This is a genomic window from Nocardia brevicatena NBRC 12119, assembly GCF_000308495.1.
Classification (GTDB): domain Bacteria; phylum Actinomycetota; class Actinomycetes; order Mycobacteriales; family Mycobacteriaceae; genus Nocardia; species Nocardia brevicatena.
Genome location: NZ_BAFU01000068.1, coordinates 137,479 through 155,230 on the forward strand (window position 1 = coordinate 137,479; position 17,752 = coordinate 155,230).

Genomic DNA, 17,752 nt, shown 5'->3' on the forward strand with positions numbered 1-17,752 from the left:
GCGTCCCTCGCCGAACCCGGCTCGACCGTAATGGCACGGGATTGCTCCGACCGGATGTATCCGTCGTTGTTTCCGGCGCCGTCGACGCGAGCGTCCGTGCTGGCTGGTGCACTTCGGGACAGAGGAAGAAGTGGGGTCGATTCGAGCATGCACGACGCCTTTCGAACACGGTGGACGATGCATCCAGTAAGCCAAGGCGCACAGGGGTTTTCGATCACACAGCGGGGATATCACCGGCCAACCTGATAATCTCGCAGTGAGATAAAGCCCAGGTGGGTGTTCAGGATGGGGGCAGCCGTGCAGGGATTCGCGTTCACGCCGGTCGTCGTCCCCGCCGAAGTCTGGGACCGTGCAGAAGTCCGGCGCCTTCTCACCGATCGTGATGTCGCCGGCATTCTCCGGCTGGTGCAGCAGCACACCGGCGCAAGCCAGCAACGCCTGGCCACCGCCCTGGCCATTTCCCAAGGCCGGATCAACGAACTGATCAACCGGCGCCGGCAGGTCACCAGCCTCAGCTCGTACCAGCGACTGGCCGACGGCCTGGGTATGCCGGACCCGGCCCGCATCGCCCTGGGACTCGCACCCCAGAACGACCCGGTGATATCGGCCGATCCCGCCGAGATCACCCGCACCTACCCATCCCAAGCCGACGCTGCCGCGGACATCCGCATCGCAGTCCACAGTGCTGACACCATTGATGTCATGGCGGTGCGCGGGCTCGGCATCCTGGGGCTGAAGGACTCACTCCTGCGCGAGGTCATCCCGGCCGACGCACGGCTACGCGCCCTTCTGCTCGACCCCGACTCGGCTGCCGCCGCCTACCGTGCACAGGAGATCGGCGAATCAGCCGAGTCATTCGCCGCCGGCATCCGCTTGGCCCTCTCACGACTGCGTGAACTGGTCGATGCCGGACGGAGGGTTGAGGTCCACCTCTATGACCATGTGCCGGTATGGCGGATCATCAGCATCGACGGACCACACGGAACCATGTTCGTCTCCGCGTTTACCGACCACCGCGAAGCCCACGCCTGCCCCACACACCGGATCGAACCCAACCCCAGCGGGGTCCTGCACCACGCCTTCCGCCGAACCGTGGAACAGACCCTCATCACTGGACACCGCGTCGTCTGACCAGCGACAGAAAGGCAGCACACGTGATCGAGGCCGAATACAAAGCCCGCCTGACCGCCCCGGACCGAGTCCGCGCCGCCCTACACGAGCGAGCCACTCCCGATACCGTGTCCTACCAGGACACCTATTACGACACCACCACCGACGACCTCGACCGCACCGGCCGCGAATTCCGACTCCGCACCATCGAAGACCACTCCGGCAACCGCCGCCATGTGCTCACCTTCAAAGATCCCGCCGTCGACGCAGCGACCGGATCCAAACCCGAATTCGAAACCCTCATCACCGACCGCGACGCCATGCATGACATCATCACCAGGCTCGGCTACCAACCCGCCCTGTCCTTCACCAAACGCTGCGAAAATTTCGAGTTCACCGCCGCCGACAGGCGCATGCTCGCCACCATCGCCCAGGTCCCGGAAATCGACGACACCTACCTCGAGCTGGAAACCCAAGCCGAAGAACCCGACCTGCCCCAAGCCTTCGCAGAACTGCGCATGATACTCACAGAACTCGGTGTCACCCCCGAGGAACTGACCACCGAGCTGTACACCGACGCGGTCCGACAGGCACGCCAACCATCGGATGCTCCTTCAGGGCGAAAAGGATGAGCCCCACGACGACCCACCTTGAAGACCTCACTACCAAGGCCGAACGCGACGGTGTCCAGCAACTCGTCGTCGGCGCCGTCGTCGAGCACGACGGACGCATCCTCCTGCTGCGCCGACCCGGCAACGACTTCATGGGCGGCATCTGGGAACTGCCCAGCGGCAAAGTCGAACCCGGCGAAAACCTCACCCAAGCCCTCACCCTCGAAGTCACCGAAGAGACCGGCCTCCAGGTCACCGGCATCGGCCGCTACATCGACAGCTTCGACTACCGCTCCGGCAGCGGAAAACACAGCCGCCAATTCAACTTCACCGTCCAATGCACCGCCCCCGAGCCCGTCCGGCTCACCGAACACGACGCCTACACCTGGACCCCACTCACCGAAGAACCGCCCGTCACCAACGCGGTCAAACAAACTCTCACCACCTACCGAAACACCGACTGAACGGCGAGATCATCGTGCACAAGGGGGCACCAGGTGAGTGCTGGTGGACGTCCGTCCGGCTGCCCGTGGGCGCCTCGGTCGCGGTCCTGCCGGTCGGCAGCTTCTAACAGCACGACGACCACCTACCCTCATCACCAGGGTCCTGGCGTTTTCGGTGGCCGCCGAGCGGACCGCGAGTCGCAACCCCACTTTACGCCACCGGTCCGGTGTGGCTCTGGTCACACATCACGGGAGGATACGTCGTCGGGAGGAGCGGCTCGGCCCCGGTCCGGTGATCACCACACCAACAAGAAAAGGACCCTCGCACCGGGGATTTCGGTGTGAGGGTCACTGTCGTCGAAAAGTGTCGTAAAACCCGACATATCGGGCATATCGAACGGCTATAACCCCTGGTGGAGCTAAGGGGACTCGAACCCCTGACCCCCACACTGCCAGTGTGGTGCGCTACCAGCTGCGCCATAGCCCCGGAATGTGCCGGTTTGTTCCCCGACCTGCCTGAACGAACCTACACCACCGAGTTACCCGGAACCAAATCGCCTGGTTCCGGGCGTACCGGGCGATCAGGGAGCCACGTGCTGAACCCACTCGGAATCGTTGACATCGATCTTGGTGTCCCCGTCGAAGACAGTGGGTGTGGCGGCCTTGTCGGACAAGGCGTCGGTGAGGGCCTTGGTGGCCGCGGCGGCAGCGGCCTCGGCGGCGGTATGGCGGGTGTGCAGGACTATGCACTGGTGGGCTGTTTCCGTGGCACCGGCCTCGGCGGCGATGGTGGCCAGTTCGTCGTCGCCGAGGTCGGAGCCCTCGTCGGGTTGCCGGGTGGTGAACAGGGTGTCGTGGAATTCGGCGAACACCGGACCGGAGCCGCCTTCGGCGACGCATTGCAGGGCCGCAATGGCGCGGGTGGAGTAGTCCTTGCTCGCGGAGCGGTCGTTGAGGAAGTCGACGTAGAGGTAGCGGACGGCGAGTTTGCCCTCGTCCAGTTTCTGGGCGATTTCCTGGCCGTAGCGACGTTCGAGGATGCCGCAGGCGGGACAGAGCGGGTCCAGGTAGATATCGATGGTTTTGGGGGCGTCGGCCCGCCCGAGGCGGATGGCGTCGCTTTCCAGCGATACCACCACCGCCGCCTGGTGCACCGAACCGTAGCCGTTGTTGCGGACCTCGGTGGTGCCTCCGGAGCTCCAGCGGTAGACCAGGAACACGATCAGTGCGATCAGGACCACGGCCAGGGCGCCCAGCGCGTAGGTGGTGCGACTGGAGACGGGCCGGGGCGTGTAGTCGGACGGTGAGCTGCTCACCCTTTCCACTTTGCCGCAGGCAGCGGTTCCGATCACGCTCCTCGGGATGCGCGCAGCGTCATTCGGCGGGTTCGCCGGCCTTGTCGATGCGGGGTGTGCCGGTGCCAGGGACGGTGGTGGATATGCCGCCGCCGGGGCCGCCGTCGCAGGTGCACGAAGCGGCGAGTTTGTCGGCCTCGTCCTCGACGGTGAGCACCTGTTCGGCGCCGTGGACCACCGGGACGTCGCGACGCAGAGGTTCGGGGACGATCAGCCAGACCAGCGCGGCGACGGCGAGCAGTGCGCCGGTGACGGCGAGGCCGGCACCGTAGGACAGCCGATCGGCGATGGCGCCGACCGCCACGGGGCCGAGGACGGTGCCGAGGTCGGCCGACATCTGGAAACCGGCGAGCACCGGGCCACCTCGGGCCCGGGGACCGATGATATCGGCGACGGCGGCCTGTTGGGCGGGGGTGAACAGGCCCGAACCGAGTCCGGCGACGAACGAGGCAACCAGCAGCCATGCCAGGTCGGGGGCGATACCGAGGCCGCCGGTGCCGAGTGCGCACAGCAGGGTGCCGGTGATGAGCAGGGGGCGGCGTCCCCATCGGTCGGAGAGCCGGCCCGAGACGAACAGCACGGTCGCGTTACCGGCGGCGAAGACCGTGAGCGCCACCCCGGCCATCCCGGCGGGCTGTCCCAGCACCTCCACCACAAGGAGCGGCACCAGCGCCATCCGCACCCCGAATACCGCCGCGCCGTTGGCGAAGTTGGACCAGAGCACCGCGCGGTATTCCGGCCGGGCCAGACCCTGTGCGAAGGTCACGGTCGGTACGGGACCGGAGCCCTCGGGTTCGATGAGCTGCGAATCCTTCAGGTTGAAGTACACGATGGCGCTCGCGATGAGCAGGGCGATCGCGTAGATGAGGAACGGCGCCCGCAGTCCGAAGCCGGCGAGCGCGCCGCCGACCAGCGGGCCGGCCAGCGAGCCGATCAGGAAACTGGTGGACCACAGCCCGGACGCCCGTCCGCGAAGTCCGGGTGGTGAGAGCCGGATGAGGAGGGCCATCGCGGAGACGGTGAACATGGTCGAGCCGATCCCGCCCGCGGCCCGCAGCACCATCAGCTGCCAGTAGGTCTGCGCGAACGCGCTCGCCCCGGTCGACAGGGCGACGATGAGCAGCCCGCTCAGATACACCCGCCGCTCCCCCAGCAGTTGCACGAGCCGCCCGCTCACCGGGGCGAACAGCAGCCGCATGAACGCGAACGCGCTGACGATCGCCGACGCGGCCGCGATTCCCACGCCGAAGCCGAGCGCGAACTGTGGGAGGACGGGCGCGACCAGACCGAATCCGATGGCGATGACGAAGGACGCGCCCACCAGCACCCAGATCTCGCGGGGCAGGGTTTCCTCTCGAGGGCGTTTACCTAGGGGTAACGGGCCGACTCTACTGCTCACTCGGTCCACTATCCCCCGGATAGTGCCCGCCCCACCATTTCCTCCGCCGCGGCCTGCACCTTCGCCAGGTGTTCGGGGCCGTGGAACGATTCGGCGTAGACCTTGTACTTGTCCTCGGTGCCCGAGGGACGCGCGGCGAACCAGGCGTTCTCGGTGGTCACCTTGAGTCCGCCCAGTGGGGCACCGTTGCCGCGGGCCCGGGTGAGCACCTCGGTGATCGGCTCACCCGCGACCTCGGTGCCGGTGACCTGTTCGGGGCTCAGCGCGGCCAGCAGTTTCTTCTGTTCTTTGGTGGCCGGGGCGTCGATCCGGGCGTAGGCGGGGCTGCCGTAGCGGCGTTCGAGTTCGGCGTATCGGGCCGACGGGCTCTCCCCGGTGACGGCGGCGATCTCGGCGGCGAGCAGGGCGAGCACGATCCCGTCCTTCTCGGTGGTCCACACCCCGCCGTCCATCCGCAGGAACGACGCGCCGGCGCTCTCCTCACCACCGAAGGCGAGGCTGCCGCTGAACAGGCCCGGCACGAACCATTTGAACCCGACCGGAACCTCGTGCACATCCCGGCCGAGTACCTTGGCCACCCGGTCGATCATGGACGAGGTGACCGCCGTGCGGCCTACCTTGGTGAGCGCGTCCCAACCCATACGGTTGGCGATCAGGTATTCGACGGCGACTGCCAGGAAGTGGTTCGGGTTCATCAGCCCGGCGTCGGGGGTGACGATGCCGTGCCGGTCGGCGTCGGCGTCGTTACCGGTGGAGATGTCGTAGTCGTCCTTGATGGCGATCAGGGAGGCCATGACGTGGCGGGAAGAGGGGTCCATCCTGATGACGCCGTCGCTGTCGAGCGACATGAACCGCCAGGTGGGGTCGACGGAGGGGTTCACCACTTCCAGCTCCAGGTCGTAGCGCTGGCCGATCTCTTCCCAGTAGTCGACGCTGGCCCCGCCCATCGGGTCGGCGCCGAGTCGGATACCGGCGCCGCGAATGGCGTCCATGTTCAGTACGGCGGGCAGGTCGGCGATGTAGTGGTCGAGGTAGTCGTAGTGTTCGACCGTGTACATGGCATGCGCGAGCGGTGCGCGGCGCACCTGGGCGAGGCCGCCACGCAGCAGGTCGTTGGCACGCTCGGCGATGGCGTCGGTGGCGCCGGTGTCGGCGGGGCCGCCGTGCGGCGGGTTGTATTTGATACCGCCGTCGCGGGGCGGATTGTGCGACGGGGTCACCACGATGCCGTCGGCCTGGTGGTGGACCTCGGCGCGGTTGTGCCGCAGCACGGCATGGCTGAGCGCGGGGGTGGGGGTGTAGCGGCCGCGGGAGTCGATCACCGCGCCGACACCGTTACCGGCGAGGACCTCGAGCACGGTGGTCCAGGCGGGTTCGGACAGGGCGTGGGTATCGCGTGCCAGGTAGACGGGTCCGGTGATACCGCGGGTGGCGCGGTATTCCACGACGGCCTGGGTGATGGCCTGGATATGCGCTTCGTTGAAGGTGCCGTCGAGGCTGGAGCCACGATGGCCGGAAGTACCGAACACCACACGCTGCGCCGGGTCGTCCGGGTTGGGGACACGGCTGTAGTAGGCGGTGACCAGCCCGGCGATATCCACCAGATCGTCGGGGCGTGCGGGTCGTCCGGCGCGATCGTGGGCCATGGTCGGAACTCCCTTCATGGTCGGCTGCGATCGACTCGTCATCGTGATCATGCCAACATCCCCGCGGTCTCGGCGGCCGGATAGGCCGCGGCCGGGCTCCATTCGCAGGCGGCCGTCACCGAGCACCCCCGTACTGTCGGGATCGCGACCCGCGGCCCCCGCGCACGGATGATTCGGTCATTGTCCGGCCCTTTCGTCGTGCTGTTCTCGTTGTCCCGCCACGCTACGCACTTCCCGCCGGTCACCGCGTCGACATCATCCCGAGCGCCACGGCACCGAGGCAAATCACCACCGTCCCCACCGGATATCCGAGTGCCACACCCGCGGCCCTCGATTCGAGCAGTGTATGAATCTCCGCGCCGTAACCGGAAAACGTTGCGAATCCGCCGAGCACACCGACACCTTGGGAAGGGCGTAGCAATCTGTGTGCTACCCACATATCGGCGATCGGAACCACCGGGACGCCGATCGCCGCGCGGTCGACGATATCGATGGGGAGAGCGGCCCGGAGGACGCGTCCCGGCCGCGCGGGCCACCACCGCGCGACTCGTGGCGCAGGGCGGACCCCGGTATATCGCCATGGACGCCGCGGATACGGTATCGGTGTACTCCCGTGAAGTGGGTACGGCGGCCCGTGCGCAGGTCGAAGCGCCACCGGATCCTAGGTATTCCGCTGGGCCGCAAGCGCTTTCCCTCCCCCCAGCAAGATCACGAAAACTTCGGGCGCCCAAGCGAAATGGCACCGGCGTGCGACGGAACGCGGCCCTCGGGACGGCCGCGCCTTGCTACGATTCGAGCGTGGAACACGCCACGACCGACCCCGGAGCGCGGCGACTCCGCGCCGATGCCGCACGCAACCAGCAGCGCATCGTGGCCGCGGCGCAGGAACTGTTCGCCGTCCGCGGGCTGGAGATCACCCTCGACGATGTCGCCGAACGGGCAGGTGTGGGGGTGGGCACGGTCTATCGCCGCTTCGCGAACAAGAAGAAGCTCATCGCCGAGGTCTTCTGCCGGCACGTGGACGCGTTCGCCGAGGTCGCGGAGGAGAGTCTGCGCCATCCGGATCCATGGCTGGGGTTGGTGGGACTCATGGAGTACGCCTGCCGCCATATGTCGACCAACCGCGGTTTCGGCGAGGTGATACTCGAACTGCGCGGCGGTAGCGAGCAATTCCACAGCATTCGCGAGCGGATCGGTCCCGCCGTGGCGGCCGTTGTCGATCGGGCGCGCGCGGCGGGTGTGGTTGTCGCCGATATCGAGGCGTCCGACCTCTTCACGATGATCCGCATGGTCGACGCGGCGGCGGAATTCGCCGGACCGGTCGATTCGGAATTGTGGCGGCGCTATCTGGGCATCGTCCTCAACGGTGTCCGGGCCGATGGCACCCCGCGTCGGGACTTGGAGGTGGGCGCTCCGACCGACTTCGGGGCGGGGGCGGTCGGCGCCTACTGTCCGATACGCCGCCGCTGAGATCCGGTCGCGTCGACGAGCGGTTACGACACATCGAGGTATGGACGAGAGCGTCTTCTTTGACATCCTCGCCCGCCTGAAGGCGGGCGATTCCTACCAGCGCCCCGCGGGGCGCTGTCGGTGGGTTCCTGTTTCACAGGGGCTCGCTTCCCACTAGGCGGAAAGACCGACAGCCCCTCCGCAGGCGTTTGAGCTCTCGGCGCGTCCCGCCGCGAGAATATTGATGGCCGCGTTCAGATCGCGGTCGTGGAGGATGCCACACGTGCACGTCCAGGTGCGCACATGCAGCGGTTTCTTGTCCCCGACCGCCCCGCACACCGAGCACGTGCGGTTGGACGGGAACCAGCGGTCCACTGTGCCGAAGGCCCGCCCATACCGGGTGGCTTTCTCCTCCGGCATGCGGATGAACATGCCCCACCCGGCATCGTGGACCGATTTCGCCAACCGGCCGCGGGCGAGACCTTTCACGCACAGGTCCTCGACGAACACCGCTTGGTTCTCGCGGATAATCGCCGTGGAATGCTTGTGCGCCCAGTCCCGCCGCATATCGGCCACGCGAGCGTGAGCCTTGGCGATCCTGACAGGGCCTTGACCCGGTTGGCCGGGCCCTTCTGTTTGCGAGACACAGCCCGCTGAGCTTTTTTCAACCGTCGTTCGGCCTGCCGCAAGAAGCGTGGTGAGGTGATCGTCTTGCCGTTCGACAGGACAGCGAACGTCGACAATCCGAGATCTATACCGACCTCGGTGCCGGCCTCGGGCAACGGCTCGGCATCTACTTGCACCACGGACGACGCGAAATACCGGCCCGCGGCGTCCTTGACGGTCGTCACCGACGACGGCTCCGCCGGCAGTTCCCGCGACCACGCAACCTTCACATCCCCGATCTTCGGCAACCGCAGTTTCCGGCCCGCTGTGATCTGGAACCTGGCGTTCTTCGTGAACCGGATCGTCTGTCGATGATCGCGACAAGACCGAAACCGGGGCGGCCCGACCCGTGTGCCCTTTCGTTTCCCGGTGATCGAGGCGAAAAGTTCCGGTAGGCGGTGTTCAGGTCGGCGAGCGCTTGTTGCAGCACCACCGACGACATCTCGCCGAGCCACATCCGGTCGGGGTCCTTCTTCGCAGCCGTCAACGCCTTCGACAGTTCAGCGTCTTTGATGTAAGGCAGTCCGCCTGCCCGTGCAGTTTCGCGAGCAGCGAGGGCGTCGTTGTACACCACCCGTGCGCACCCGAACGCTTGCGCCAACGCGATCCGCCGGCCGGGCGTCGGGTAGACGCGGAAGTTGTATCTGAGCTGCACAAGATCGAGTGTGCCATATTGGTTTATGACCGAAGACGATGATATCCGCACTGGTCGGCATTGCGTTTTCGTTCTCCATGCGCACTTGGTTTTCGTGACGAAGTACCGGCATCGAGTGTTCGCTACGCGTCATCTCGAGCGGATGGAGCAGATCATGCGGGCGGTGTGCACCGACTTCGAGTGCGAGTTGGTCGAGTTCAACAGCGAGCCGACCATGTGCATCTGCTGGTGAACTTCCCACCGAAAGTTGCACTCTCCAAGCTGGTCAACAGCCTCAAAGGGGTGTCCTCGCGACGGATGCGTCAAGAGTTCCCCGACCTGGTGCGCCACTATTGGCGGGCGCAGCGGTTGTGGTCGGGCTCCTACTTCGCCGGATCGGTCGGCGGTGCACCGGTCACGGCCCTGCGGCAGTACATCGAACAGCAAAGCATCCGGTTTGAGGCACGCTCGGGCCTTGGCGGCCCTCCCGCGTCCGCTTTCATCACCGCCCTGAACGACGGCGCACCAGCGGACATTCTGGTAGCGCGCACCACGACCATCCCCTAAATTGGACGAGTGACCAACTCATGGGTGAATTGGGCCGGCGACCAGCGGTGCGCGCCGGCGCGACTGGCCACCCCACGCGACCACACCGAACTGGCCGAAACGCTCGCCCGTGCGGCCGCCGACGGCCATCGGGTACGTGTCGCGGGTGCGGGCCATTCGTTCACCGACACCTGCCTCACCGACGGGGTCCTGCTCGACCTGTCCCACCTGAACCGGGTCCTCGATATCGACTCGGACACCGGGCTGGTCCGAGTACAGGCCGGTATGCGCCTCGACGCCATCAGCACCGCCCTCCACGAACGCGGCCTGGCCTTCCCCAACCTCGGCGATATCGATGTGCAGACCATTGCGGGAGCCACCGCCACCGGCACCCACGGCACCGGTGCGAAACTGCCGAATATCTCCGCAGCGCTACACGCGGTGGAATTGATGACGGCGGACGGCGCAATCGTGGAACTGGATGGCCGGTCCGATCCGGACGGCTGGCGCGCGGCCCGGGTGAGCGTGGGCGCCCTGGGCGTGGTGACCGCGCTGACCCTGCGATTGGTGCCGTCGTTCGTCCTCGAAGGTATCGAACGGCCGATGCCCGTGGAGGAGGTGCTCGCCGACCTGGACTCCCATGTAGACAGCAACGATCATTTCGAGTTCTACATGTTCGGCCACAGCTCGATCGCCATGACCAAACGCAACAACCGGGTGGAGCTGCCCGCCCGGCCACGTGCCAAGGCCGTGGACTGGTTCGCCGATATCCTGCTGTCGAACTATGCCTTCGACGCGCTGTGCCGGGCGGGACGACGGATTCCGGCGCTGGTCCCGTATATCCAGCGCGGCGCCGCCTACGCGGGAAGCTACCGGCGCCAAGTGGACCATTCCTATCGAGTGTTCGCCTCCCCGCGGCTGTTCCGCTTCACCGAAATGGAATACGCGATACCCCGGCGGCATTCGGCCGAGGCGATCCGCGCGCTCAAACGGCTCTCGGCGAGATTCGGCTCCCCGATGCCGGTCGAGGTGCGCTGGGTCGCCGCCGACGACGCGTTCCTGTCCCCCGCGACCGGCCGCGATACCTGCTATATCGCGGTACACATGTATCGGGGCATGGACCACGAACCGTATTTCCGGGCCTGCGAGGAGGTCTTCGACGGCTACGAGGGCAGGCCGCACTGGGGCAAACGCCACTTCCAGACCGCGGGGACCCTGCGTCCCCGCTACCCGGACTGGGATCGGTTCGCCGCTGTCCGGCACCGTTTCGATCCCGACGGCCGATTCGCCAACGACTATCTCGATCGCGTACTCGGACCGGTCGGCTAGTCGACCGAAGGATTCAGCGCCCGAGGATCTGCCGCACCAGCCTGGGCAACGCCTCACCGATCGATTCCCGGACGACCTCGGTCGCGATCGAATCGTACGGCGTCGGTTCGGCATTGACGATGACCAGATCGGCGCCCGCGGCGACGGCTCGCCCGCACAGCGACGCCGCGGGTTCCACCTGCAGCGAGGTGCCCACGGCCAGGAAGATATCGGAGGTTTCGGCGACCAGTGTCGCCTTCAACAGGGTCCGGGTGTCCAATGCCTGCCCGAACATGATGGTGCCCGCCTTCAGCACTCCGCCGCAGTCCGGGCACGGCGGATCGGCCTCACCCGCGGCCACCCGCTCCAGCGTCACGGTCATACTCGAGCGATAGTCGCATTCGACGCAGACGACATCGAACATATTGCCGTGGATTTCGAGCACCCGTTGCGGGGTGGAACCGGCTCGCTGATGCAGACGGTCGATGTTCTGGGTGATGATGGTGACCGTGCGGCCCGCCCGCTCCAACTCCACCAGCGCGACGTGCGCGGCGTTCGGTTCGGCGTTCCAGGCGGGATTGTCCCGGCGCGCCACCCAGGACCGCTCCCGCACCGTCGGGTCCGCAAGGTAGTTGTCATAGGTGAACAGCAGTTCGGCCATCGGGTCCTTGGTCCAGACCCCCCGCGGCCCACGAAAGTCGGGAATCCCGGAATCGGTGGAGATACCGGCGCCGGTGAGGACGCCGATCCGACCGGGACGGCGATACCAGGCGGTCATCGCCGCGACCACCATGCGGGGACGGGCGGCCGGTGGAACTGTCGTCTCATCGAGGAGGGCCGTGTCCGCATATCCGCCGGCATAGGGCGCCGCCCCGAGGTATCACTGCACACGGGCACGTCGGCCGGCGTCGGCGATGCGCAATTCCAGGCGCACCGCGATCTCGTCCACCTCGAGCGCGCACCGTAACCGCGCCACCGCCTCGTCGAGGATCCGCCGACGCAGTTCGCCGATATCGGCATCGGATTCGACGGTCACCCGCAGGTCCAGTTCGGGCGCGGTCAAGGGTCCCGACAGCCACGCGGCGGCCGCGCGGATCTCGGGCATGGCCTCGATATCGGCGACCACGGGGGACGCCGCGGTCGCCGACGACAGCATCGTCTTCCCTGCGGAGCCCTCGGTCTCCATCCGCCACCACTGCGGTTTCGGCATCCGGAACACCTGCGCCAGCAGCCACCGCAGACACAGCAACCCGAGCACGACGGCACCCGCCACCACCACCCACAGCACCCAGTCCGGCGGGGCAGCGGTACCGGGCACCAGAGTCGAATCCGCGTCCACCCAGGGCAGCCGATCGAAATGCGCGGCCACGGCGAGACCACCGGCGGCCATCAGCGCCACCCCGAGTACCGCGAGCAGGGCGCGGTTCAGTCTGGCGGGACGATCGTTTCGCGTCACCGATCCTCCCCCGATTCGGCACCGTCCGGCAGCGCCGATCCGGTCGCCCCGCCCCCGGCGCCCGTGCCGTCGGCGGGGGGCGGGCCGTATACGGCGGGACCGCGGGTCCTTCGCCGCAGCGTCGCGGGCCGGCGGTGGGCGGTGCGACGCTCGCGATGCGGCCTGTGCACCTGAGCACGCACCCGACGCACCGACGCGCCGGTTTCCTGGACGCGCTCGCTCAAGGCGGAACAGACGGCAGCGGCCATATCATCGTGGGAGCGGTGGTCGGTGTGCACTATCGCCAGCGCCTTGTCGCGTCGGAGTCGAATCCGCGCGGAGATCACGCCGTCCACCTCGGCCGCACCGGCGCGCAACAGCGCCCGCAGGTCACGGCGCCGGATACCGGCGTCGATACCGTCCGGGCGCGAGCCGGTCAGCGGCAGCACCCGGGCGCGGCCGGGCAGCAGCGCCGCCGCCAGCAGCAGCACCCCGAGCACCGCCGCCGCGATACCGGCCACCAGAACCTGTGGTTCGTTCCAGGTGAGGCCGTGCAGTTCACGGGCGACCCGATCATAGGAAATGTATTCGCGCACCCCGATCAGCCGCTGCACCAGCGCCACCCCCACCGCGATGCACGCCGCCAACAATGCCAGCGCGACCAGTGCGGCCGCTACCGCCCGGCGGGGCCTGCGGATCACCGCACCCTCCCGACGGGCACGGTATCGGCGACCAACTCGGTCACCTCGATATCGATATAGACGACGCCCAGCCCGGTCAGTTCCTCCGTGCGCTGCCGCAGATGCGCCCGACAGGCGTCGGTGACCCGGCCGACCGGTTCGGGATACCGCACCGGCAACCGCACGCTCAGCGCGGTCCAGTCGCCGGAGACCACGGCTTCCACCTTGGCCTTCCCCGCCACCCCCGGGACCTCCGCGGCCAGATGCGCGGCGATCCGCCGCACCGCACGACCGCTCACCGTCGTGACGCCCGGTGGTTCGGCGGGCGGCAGCGCCCCGATATCCACGGTCATCGGCGGTTCCGGGGCTGTCGTGCCGACCGGAGCAGTCCGTCCAGATCGATCTCACCGTCGAGCCACCGGCCGATCAGCAGACCTCCGGCCGTGAATACCGCGACGGTCAGGAACGCGCCGAACCCACCGAGCGCGGCGGCCAGACCGAGCGCGACGCTGATCAGCAGGCATATCGAGGTGGCGTTCACAATCGGCTCCTCTCCGAGCGCCGGGCTAGTGCACCCGGCCGGTGGGGACGTCGGACTCGTCGTCTCCCGGGATATGGACATCATTGACGTTGATATTGACCTCGACCACCTCGAGCGCGGTCATCTGCTCGATCGCGATGATGACATTGCGACGCACCACCCGGGCCACCTCGGCGATATGCACGCCGTATTCGACCACGATCTCCAGGTCGACGGCCGCCTGTTTCTCCCCGACCTCGACCGAAACGCCCTGCCCGATACTGGAGGAGGCGCCGGGGATACGGTCGCGCAAGGCGCCGAACGCCCGGCCGCCACCACCGCCGAGGGCGTGCACCCCGGGGACCTCGCGGGCGGCCAATCCGGCCACCTTCTGCACTACGATATCGGCGATGGTGGTGGTGCCCTTCTCGGTCACCAGGGCATGTTCCCTACCCGCCGGGGCGGGCGGCGCGGCCGGCGGCATATCCGCCGAGCCCGTTGCCGTACGAGCCTTTTCACCGAGTGATGTACCGCTGTCGAGGGGACCGGAAGCGGTCTCGGCACTGGACGGAGCCATTCGATTCCTCCTGATCACGTTGAAATACGTTCCATTCGTATATATCCGCTGCGCGGGACACGGGGACGGGTGCGGTGCTCACCGGATGGCCTCCCGTCCGGAAACGGCCGCGGCGTCGAGTTCGGTGACCACCAACCGCAGCTCGGCCCCTTCCCACGCGGTACCGGCCAATACGGCACGAATCGCCGCGGCGGCCCGATCCAGCAGCGGTGGCAGCGGCAGCGCGGCGGCGACCACCCGGACCTCGACCACCTCGGGCGCGAGATCCACAGCGAACTTCCTGCTGTCCCAGGGACAACGGACCGAGTTCTCCCGGACGATCGGTATCGCGAGCTGTATACCGGTGACGCTCTCGACCGCGCCGAAGATTCGGTTGTCGATGTTGTCGCCGGCGCGTCGGTCGGCCATCACCGCACCTCCGGCTCGATATCCAGGATGGTCACCCAGACCTCCGCCACCCGTTGCCCGGTCTGCTCCCACACCACCCGGGCCACTTCCTCCTGCACCGCGTGTCCCACCTCCACCGCCGGCCGGCCCGCCGCGATGGCGATATCGACCTGTACGAGCAGGCCGGTCTCGCCGCGGCGCACCCGTACCCCTTCGGCCGGCGCCGGGTCGATACCCTTCCAGCGCCGGCGGCCCGCGCGTAGCACCGTGGACACGAGTCCCCGGATACCCGGTTCCAGCCGCATTACACCCGGGGTAGCGGCAGCGGCCCCGGCGGCAACAGCGGCGATCACCGGTGGTTCCACCACGACCGACAGCGGACCGGCCGTCATGGCCGGTCTCCGGAACCGTTCTCGGTGTAGACATCACCCAGGTGGACATCGAACCGATGCACCGCCGTACCGATTCGCTCGGGCAGGGCGATACGCACCCGCTCGCGCACGGCCGTCAGCGACTCGGCCGTATCGGCGCCGAACCGGATCGCGACGGTGAGTTCGATATCGACCAGGTGTTCCCCACCGGGCCCGGCGTCGGCCGCGGCAACCCGGCAGCGGCGGGCCCGCACTCCCGACACGGAATCGGCGGCGTAGCGCACCACGGCGGCCACCGCCTGTTCGCTGATCTGCACCTGGCCGGGCCGTGAGGTCGGTAGCGCGAGGATGCGGCCGCGACGCATCTCGGCCCGGACGGTGGACATGATGCGCTCGCTCAGATCGGGGGGCGGTGCCTCCGGTTCGTCGATCAATTGCCGGGTCGCCTCACGCAGGGCCTTCAGGCTTTCGCGGGCAGCCCGGCAGTGCTGGCAGTCGATCTCGTGTGCGTCGGCGTGCCCGGACTCCACCGCGTCGAGCCGCTCCCAGACCTGTTCCAGGTCGCGGCCGCAGGGCAGCCGATAGTCCGGTTCGGTCGTCTCGTTCACCGCCATGGCTTCATCACCTCGGACAATTGGGCGCGGGCCCGCGTGATACGTCCGCGTACCGCAGTGGTGTCGGCTTCGACGATATCGCCGATCGCCGCGTAGGAGAGCCCGTGTACTTCGCGCAGCAGCCAGCAGACGCGCTGCTCGGGGGTCAGGCGATCCTGCAGGGCCGCGTTCAGGGCTTCCAGTCGGGTGCCGACCTGGACGGCGTGCTCGGGGCGGGTGTCCGCGCGAGTCGGCTCGGTGCTGTCCGGGTCCATGTCGACCCGCGACCGACGGGACCGGATCAGGTTCAGGCATTGATCGGTCGTCATCCGGTAGAGCCGGCCCACGAACGCCGCGTCGTCGTTGAGTTGCGGCAGGCGGCGCCACGCGGTGAGGAAGACCTTCTGAACGGTGTCCTCGGCGTCGGGCCGGTCGTTCAGCATTTTCCATGCCAGCCGGAACATAAGGGACTGATAGCGCAGCACCAACTGCTCATAGGCCCGCACATCACCGTCGCGGGCCCTGCTGACCAGGGTGGCGTCGTCCGGTGTCGCATGCGGTAGGGGTTCGATTGCGGTCACGCTCACCTCCTCCACCGCTCGGCCCGTCCATTACCGGTTGGGAAACGTCACGTCCGATTATTCCGCGATCACCGGCCCTGGGAGCATGGCCTCTTCGGTCACGAGTTGGCTCGTGGGGAACTATCCGCGCAACGCTCTCGTTAACGCGGAGAGTGTCCGAAGAGATATACCGGACAGGCCGTGGCGATCCTTCATACACCGAGGGCTCGACACCGTCGATGATCGCTGAGCGTTTGCCCTCTCTCGTAGGTGCCATGTCTACCCATGAGTTCCAGCTGTACGACCGTATCGATTCGTCCGAGTTAGACCACGCTCTACCCTCGAAAATAACTTTCACCAAGCAATTTCCGGCTCTACAGTGGAAGCGGAACATCCACCGCAAGAGCTCGGACAGCGCGTGTGTGATCGGTGTCTCATAATTTGCTGCGTGCACCTTCGTCAGCGAACGAGTCATTACAGTTGAGTGCCAATAGAGGCGCGAGCACGACACGGAAGGTTCTGCCATGGCTCGCCACGCTGCCACCAGCGCGGAAAACCCACGCGTCACCTCCCCCTTGCCCGAAAACCACGACCATAACGGTTTTATAACCCGAAACCCGGGGTACTCGAAGAACATGACAGCACTGCGCAACCGACCTGCCCGGATCGCCGGCATGGAATGGGGCACCGCGCTGCTGGCCTTGGCCACGTGCCTCACCTTCACCGTCGGGATCGCCGCCATCACCCAATCCGTGGCGGACGCCCTGGTAGCCACCGCCAGTATCGCGGTGGGCCTCGCGGTCACGCTGAGAACACTGCGCTCGGCCCGCTAGCGGCCCCCTTCCGGGCGGGCCCGTCGAGTCCCTGCACCCTCGCCGGACCTCGACGGGCCCGGCCGACCGTACCCGCGATCACGGGAGCGCGGGTACCACGCGCTACCGCCGGACACCAGGCCGATGACAAAGCCGGCGGTCTCCTCCATCTGCCGGGCCCGCGTCAACGACCCCGGCATGGGCCGGCTCCGCCCCGCGTCTCGCACCGGTCCCCCGACCACCCGCAAGGCCGCGGGATCGTCACCACAGAGGACGACGGTCGTCGATCCGGCCCCCGCACTCTTCCAGTGACTCGCGGGAATCGGATAGACGGAACGCCTTCACCACCCGGACCTCGGGAGCCGACGTGCCGATGCGCTGGGCCCCGGAAGCGCCGGGCTCGGTCAACAGCACACCGACACCATGCTCGACGGTGTTGGTCGGATCGATCACCGGGACATCCGCGAGGGCGCCCTCGTCCGCGCCGACACGGCGCAGCGTCTCCTCCACGCCGCCCCACGACACGGCCGACAACACCGCGTCCGCGCCGCGCAGCGCATCCTGCGCCGCGGCCACCGTGGCAGCGTCGGCGAGCCGGCGCTCCGACAGCACCGCGCGGACCGACCGGTTCGGATTTTCCAATAGCCAAG

24 protein-coding genes, 1 tRNA gene and 1 pseudogene are annotated in these 17,752 nt (G+C 67.4%); 7 read left to right on the forward strand and 19 right to left on the reverse strand.

Annotation, left to right across the window (positions count from 1 at the left end; genetic code table 11):
• Positions 1-285: 285 nt before the first annotated feature.
• Genes ON20_RS18740 through ON20_RS18750 form a run of 3 tightly spaced genes read left to right on the forward strand, consistent with a single transcriptional unit; the run spans position 286 to position 2,185 of the window.
• On the forward strand, positions 286-1,131 hold the full coding sequence (locus tag ON20_RS18740; RefSeq protein WP_040837180.1) for a helix-turn-helix domain-containing protein: 846 nt from the start codon (positions 286-288) through the stop codon (positions 1,129-1,131).
• A 23-nt stretch (positions 1,132-1,154) separates the two neighbouring features.
• Entirely contained in the window at positions 1,155-1,742 is a 588-nt protein-coding gene (locus ON20_RS18745) for a CYTH domain-containing protein (RefSeq protein ID WP_040837181.1), read from the forward strand.
• Complete coding sequence (locus ON20_RS18750; RefSeq protein ID WP_040837182.1) at positions 1,739-2,185, forward strand: NUDIX domain-containing protein; 447 nt, start codon at positions 1,739-1,741, stop codon at positions 2,183-2,185. The genes ON20_RS18745 and ON20_RS18750 overlap by 4 nt, the downstream gene beginning before the upstream one ends.
• 390 nt (positions 2,186-2,575) lie before the next feature.
• Here the strand turns inward: ON20_RS18750 and ON20_RS18755 are convergent.
• From ON20_RS18755 to ON20_RS40605, 5 genes are all read right to left on the reverse strand, one after another.
• Positions 2,576-2,651, reverse strand: a tRNA-Ala gene (locus tag ON20_RS18755).
• 94 nt (positions 2,652-2,745) lie between these two features.
• The gene (locus ON20_RS18760; protein WP_051162775.1) at positions 2,746-3,480 is read right to left on the reverse strand and encodes a thioredoxin domain-containing protein; all 735 of its coding nucleotides are present in this window, start codon (positions 3,478-3,480) and stop codon (positions 2,746-2,748) included.
• Positions 3,481-3,538: 58 nt separating this feature from the next.
• Positions 3,539-4,918 carry an MFS transporter gene (locus ON20_RS18765; protein WP_245547313.1) on the reverse strand — a complete coding sequence of 460 codons (1,380 nt, stop codon included), beginning with the start codon at positions 4,916-4,918 and terminating at the stop codon, positions 3,539-3,541.
• A gap of 8 nt (positions 4,919-4,926) precedes the next feature.
• Complete coding sequence (gene pgm / locus ON20_RS18770) at positions 4,927-6,564, reverse strand: phosphoglucomutase (alpha-D-glucose-1,6-bisphosphate-dependent) (RefSeq protein ID WP_040837313.1); 1,638 nt, start codon at positions 6,562-6,564, stop codon at positions 4,927-4,929.
• Between the two features lie 241 nt (positions 6,565-6,805).
• Positions 6,806-7,219 (reverse strand): fluoride efflux transporter FluC, encoded by a 414-nt coding sequence (locus tag ON20_RS40605; RefSeq protein WP_368853932.1) that lies wholly within the window; start codon positions 7,217-7,219, stop codon positions 6,806-6,808.
• 143 nt (positions 7,220-7,362) lie between these two features.
• On the opposite strand from ON20_RS40605, the gene ON20_RS18780 reads away from it, so the two are divergent.
• On the forward strand, positions 7,363-8,034 hold the full coding sequence (locus ON20_RS18780) for a TetR/AcrR family transcriptional regulator (RefSeq protein ID WP_051162781.1): 672 nt from the start codon (positions 7,363-7,365) through the stop codon (positions 8,032-8,034).
• 153 nt (positions 8,035-8,187) lie between these two features.
• Here the strand turns inward: ON20_RS18780 and ON20_RS39060 are convergent, their stop codons facing one another.
• From ON20_RS39060 to ON20_RS41045, 3 genes are read right to left on the reverse strand one after another with little or no spacing between them, the layout of a single operon-like run.
• Complete coding sequence (locus tag ON20_RS39060; protein WP_245547314.1) at positions 8,188-8,580, reverse strand: RNA-guided endonuclease InsQ/TnpB family protein; 393 nt, start codon at positions 8,578-8,580, stop codon at positions 8,188-8,190.
• A complete protein-coding gene (locus ON20_RS39065) occupies positions 8,499-8,909 on the reverse strand; it encodes an RNA-guided endonuclease InsQ/TnpB family protein (RefSeq protein ID WP_306306862.1) in 411 nt (136 codons plus the stop codon). Before ON20_RS39065 ends, ON20_RS39060 begins: the two co-directional genes overlap by 82 nt.
• On the reverse strand, positions 8,906-9,385 hold the full coding sequence (locus ON20_RS41045; RefSeq protein WP_306306863.1) for a helix-turn-helix domain-containing protein: 480 nt from the start codon (positions 9,383-9,385) through the stop codon (positions 8,906-8,908). Before ON20_RS41045 ends, ON20_RS39065 begins: the two co-directional genes overlap by 4 nt.
• Between ON20_RS41045 and tnpA the strand changes: the two are divergent.
• Together tnpA and ON20_RS18795 are read left to right on the forward strand one after the other, a co-directional pair.
• Positions 9,360-9,880, forward strand: a pseudogene (tnpA, locus tag ON20_RS18790) (IS200/IS605 family transposase). The gene ON20_RS41045 and the pseudogene tnpA sit on opposite strands and share 26 nt — an antisense overlap.
• Before the next feature lie 9 nt (positions 9,881-9,889).
• Positions 9,890-11,188, forward strand: coding sequence for a D-arabinono-1,4-lactone oxidase (locus tag ON20_RS18795; protein ID WP_040837184.1), 1,299 nt, complete (start codon positions 9,890-9,892; stop codon positions 11,186-11,188).
• 13 nt (positions 11,189-11,201) lie between these two features.
• On the opposite strand, the gene ON20_RS18800 is transcribed toward ON20_RS18795, so the two are convergent.
• The 10 genes from ON20_RS18800 to ON20_RS18845 form a co-directional block, all read right to left on the reverse strand.
• Entirely contained in the window at positions 11,202-11,945 is a 744-nt protein-coding gene (locus tag ON20_RS18800) for an SIR2 family NAD-dependent protein deacylase (protein WP_040837316.1), read from the reverse strand.
• Positions 11,946-12,047: 102 nt separating this feature from the next.
• Positions 12,048-12,623, reverse strand: a complete 576-nt coding sequence (locus ON20_RS18805; RefSeq protein WP_040837186.1) for a hypothetical protein — start codon at positions 12,621-12,623, stop codon at positions 12,048-12,050.
• The gene (locus ON20_RS18810; RefSeq protein WP_174361909.1) at positions 12,620-13,303 is read right to left on the reverse strand and encodes a DUF6286 domain-containing protein; all 684 of its coding nucleotides are present in this window, start codon (positions 13,301-13,303) and stop codon (positions 12,620-12,622) included. Before ON20_RS18810 ends, ON20_RS18805 begins: the two co-directional genes overlap by 4 nt.
• A complete protein-coding gene (locus ON20_RS18815) occupies positions 13,300-13,635 on the reverse strand; it encodes an Asp23/Gls24 family envelope stress response protein (protein WP_040837188.1) in 336 nt (111 codons plus the stop codon). Before ON20_RS18815 ends, ON20_RS18810 begins: the two co-directional genes overlap by 4 nt.
• Entirely contained in the window at positions 13,632-13,823 is a 192-nt protein-coding gene (locus ON20_RS18820; protein WP_040837190.1) for a hypothetical protein, read from the reverse strand. Before ON20_RS18820 ends, ON20_RS18815 begins: the two co-directional genes overlap by 4 nt.
• Positions 13,824-13,848: 25 nt before the next feature.
• Positions 13,849-14,286, reverse strand: a complete 438-nt coding sequence (locus ON20_RS18825) for an Asp23/Gls24 family envelope stress response protein (protein ID WP_040837192.1) — start codon at positions 14,284-14,286, stop codon at positions 13,849-13,851.
• Positions 14,287-14,457: 171 nt separating this feature from the next.
• On the reverse strand, positions 14,458-14,787 hold the full coding sequence (locus ON20_RS18830; protein WP_040837194.1) for a hypothetical protein: 330 nt from the start codon (positions 14,785-14,787) through the stop codon (positions 14,458-14,460).
• Positions 14,787-15,158: an Asp23/Gls24 family envelope stress response protein gene (locus tag ON20_RS18835; RefSeq protein WP_040837195.1), complete on the reverse strand. Its 372-nt coding sequence runs from the start codon at positions 15,156-15,158 to the stop codon at positions 14,787-14,789. The genes ON20_RS18830 and ON20_RS18835 overlap by 1 nt, the downstream gene beginning before the upstream one ends.
• A complete protein-coding gene (locus ON20_RS18840) occupies positions 15,155-15,751 on the reverse strand; it encodes an anti-sigma factor family protein (protein WP_040837196.1) in 597 nt (198 codons plus the stop codon). The genes ON20_RS18835 and ON20_RS18840 overlap by 4 nt, the downstream gene beginning before the upstream one ends.
• Complete coding sequence (locus tag ON20_RS18845; protein WP_083865058.1) at positions 15,742-16,311, reverse strand: RNA polymerase sigma factor; 570 nt, start codon at positions 16,309-16,311, stop codon at positions 15,742-15,744. Before ON20_RS18845 ends, ON20_RS18840 begins: the two co-directional genes overlap by 10 nt.
• Positions 16,312-16,814: 503 nt before the next feature.
• Here ON20_RS18845 and ON20_RS39075 point away from each other — a divergent pair.
• Positions 16,815-17,123 (forward strand): hypothetical protein, encoded by a 309-nt coding sequence (locus tag ON20_RS39075; RefSeq protein ID WP_245547316.1) that lies wholly within the window; start codon positions 16,815-16,817, stop codon positions 17,121-17,123.
• A gap of 240 nt (positions 17,124-17,363) precedes the next feature.
• On the opposite strand, the gene ON20_RS18855 is transcribed toward ON20_RS39075, so the two are convergent.
• Entirely contained in the window at positions 17,364-17,744 is a 381-nt protein-coding gene (locus ON20_RS18855) for an NAD(P)-binding domain-containing protein (protein WP_218002555.1), read from the reverse strand.
• Between the last annotated feature and the right edge of the window lie 8 nt (positions 17,745-17,752).

Excerpts from the sequence above, each read along its gene's own strand:
- ON20_RS18740 (WP_040837180.1), top strand. The coding sequence starts at position 286 with ATGGGGGCAGCCGTGCAGGGATTCGCGTTCACGCCGGTCGTCGTCCCC.
- ON20_RS18750 (WP_040837182.1), top strand. The coding sequence starts at position 1,739 with ATGAGCCCCACGACGACCCACCTTGAAGACCTCACTACCAAGGCCGAA.
- pgm (WP_040837313.1), bottom strand. The coding sequence starts at position 6,564 with ATGGCCCACGATCGCGCCGGACGACCCGCACGCCCCGACGATCTGGTG.
- ON20_RS39060 (WP_245547314.1), bottom strand. The coding sequence starts at position 8,580 with ATGCGGCGGGACTGGGCGCACAAGCATTCCACGGCGATTATCCGCGAG.
- ON20_RS18800 (WP_040837316.1), bottom strand. The coding sequence starts at position 11,945 with ATGACCGCCTGGTATCGCCGTCCCGGTCGGATCGGCGTCCTCACCGGC.
- ON20_RS18815 (WP_040837188.1), bottom strand. The coding sequence starts at position 13,635 with ATGACCGTGGATATCGGGGCGCTGCCGCCCGCCGAACCACCGGGCGTC.
- ON20_RS18825 (WP_040837192.1), bottom strand. The coding sequence starts at position 14,286 with ATGCCGCCGGCCGCGCCGCCCGCCCCGGCGGGTAGGGAACATGCCCTG.
- ON20_RS18830 (WP_040837194.1), bottom strand. The coding sequence starts at position 14,787 with ATGGCCGACCGACGCGCCGGCGACAACATCGACAACCGAATCTTCGGC.
- ON20_RS18835 (WP_040837195.1), bottom strand. The coding sequence starts at position 15,158 with ATGACGGCCGGTCCGCTGTCGGTCGTGGTGGAACCACCGGTGATCGCC.
- ON20_RS18840 (WP_040837196.1), bottom strand. The coding sequence starts at position 15,751 with ATGGCGGTGAACGAGACGACCGAACCGGACTATCGGCTGCCCTGCGGC.
- ON20_RS39075 (WP_245547316.1), top strand. The coding sequence starts at position 16,815 with ATGGCTCGCCACGCTGCCACCAGCGCGGAAAACCCACGCGTCACCTCC.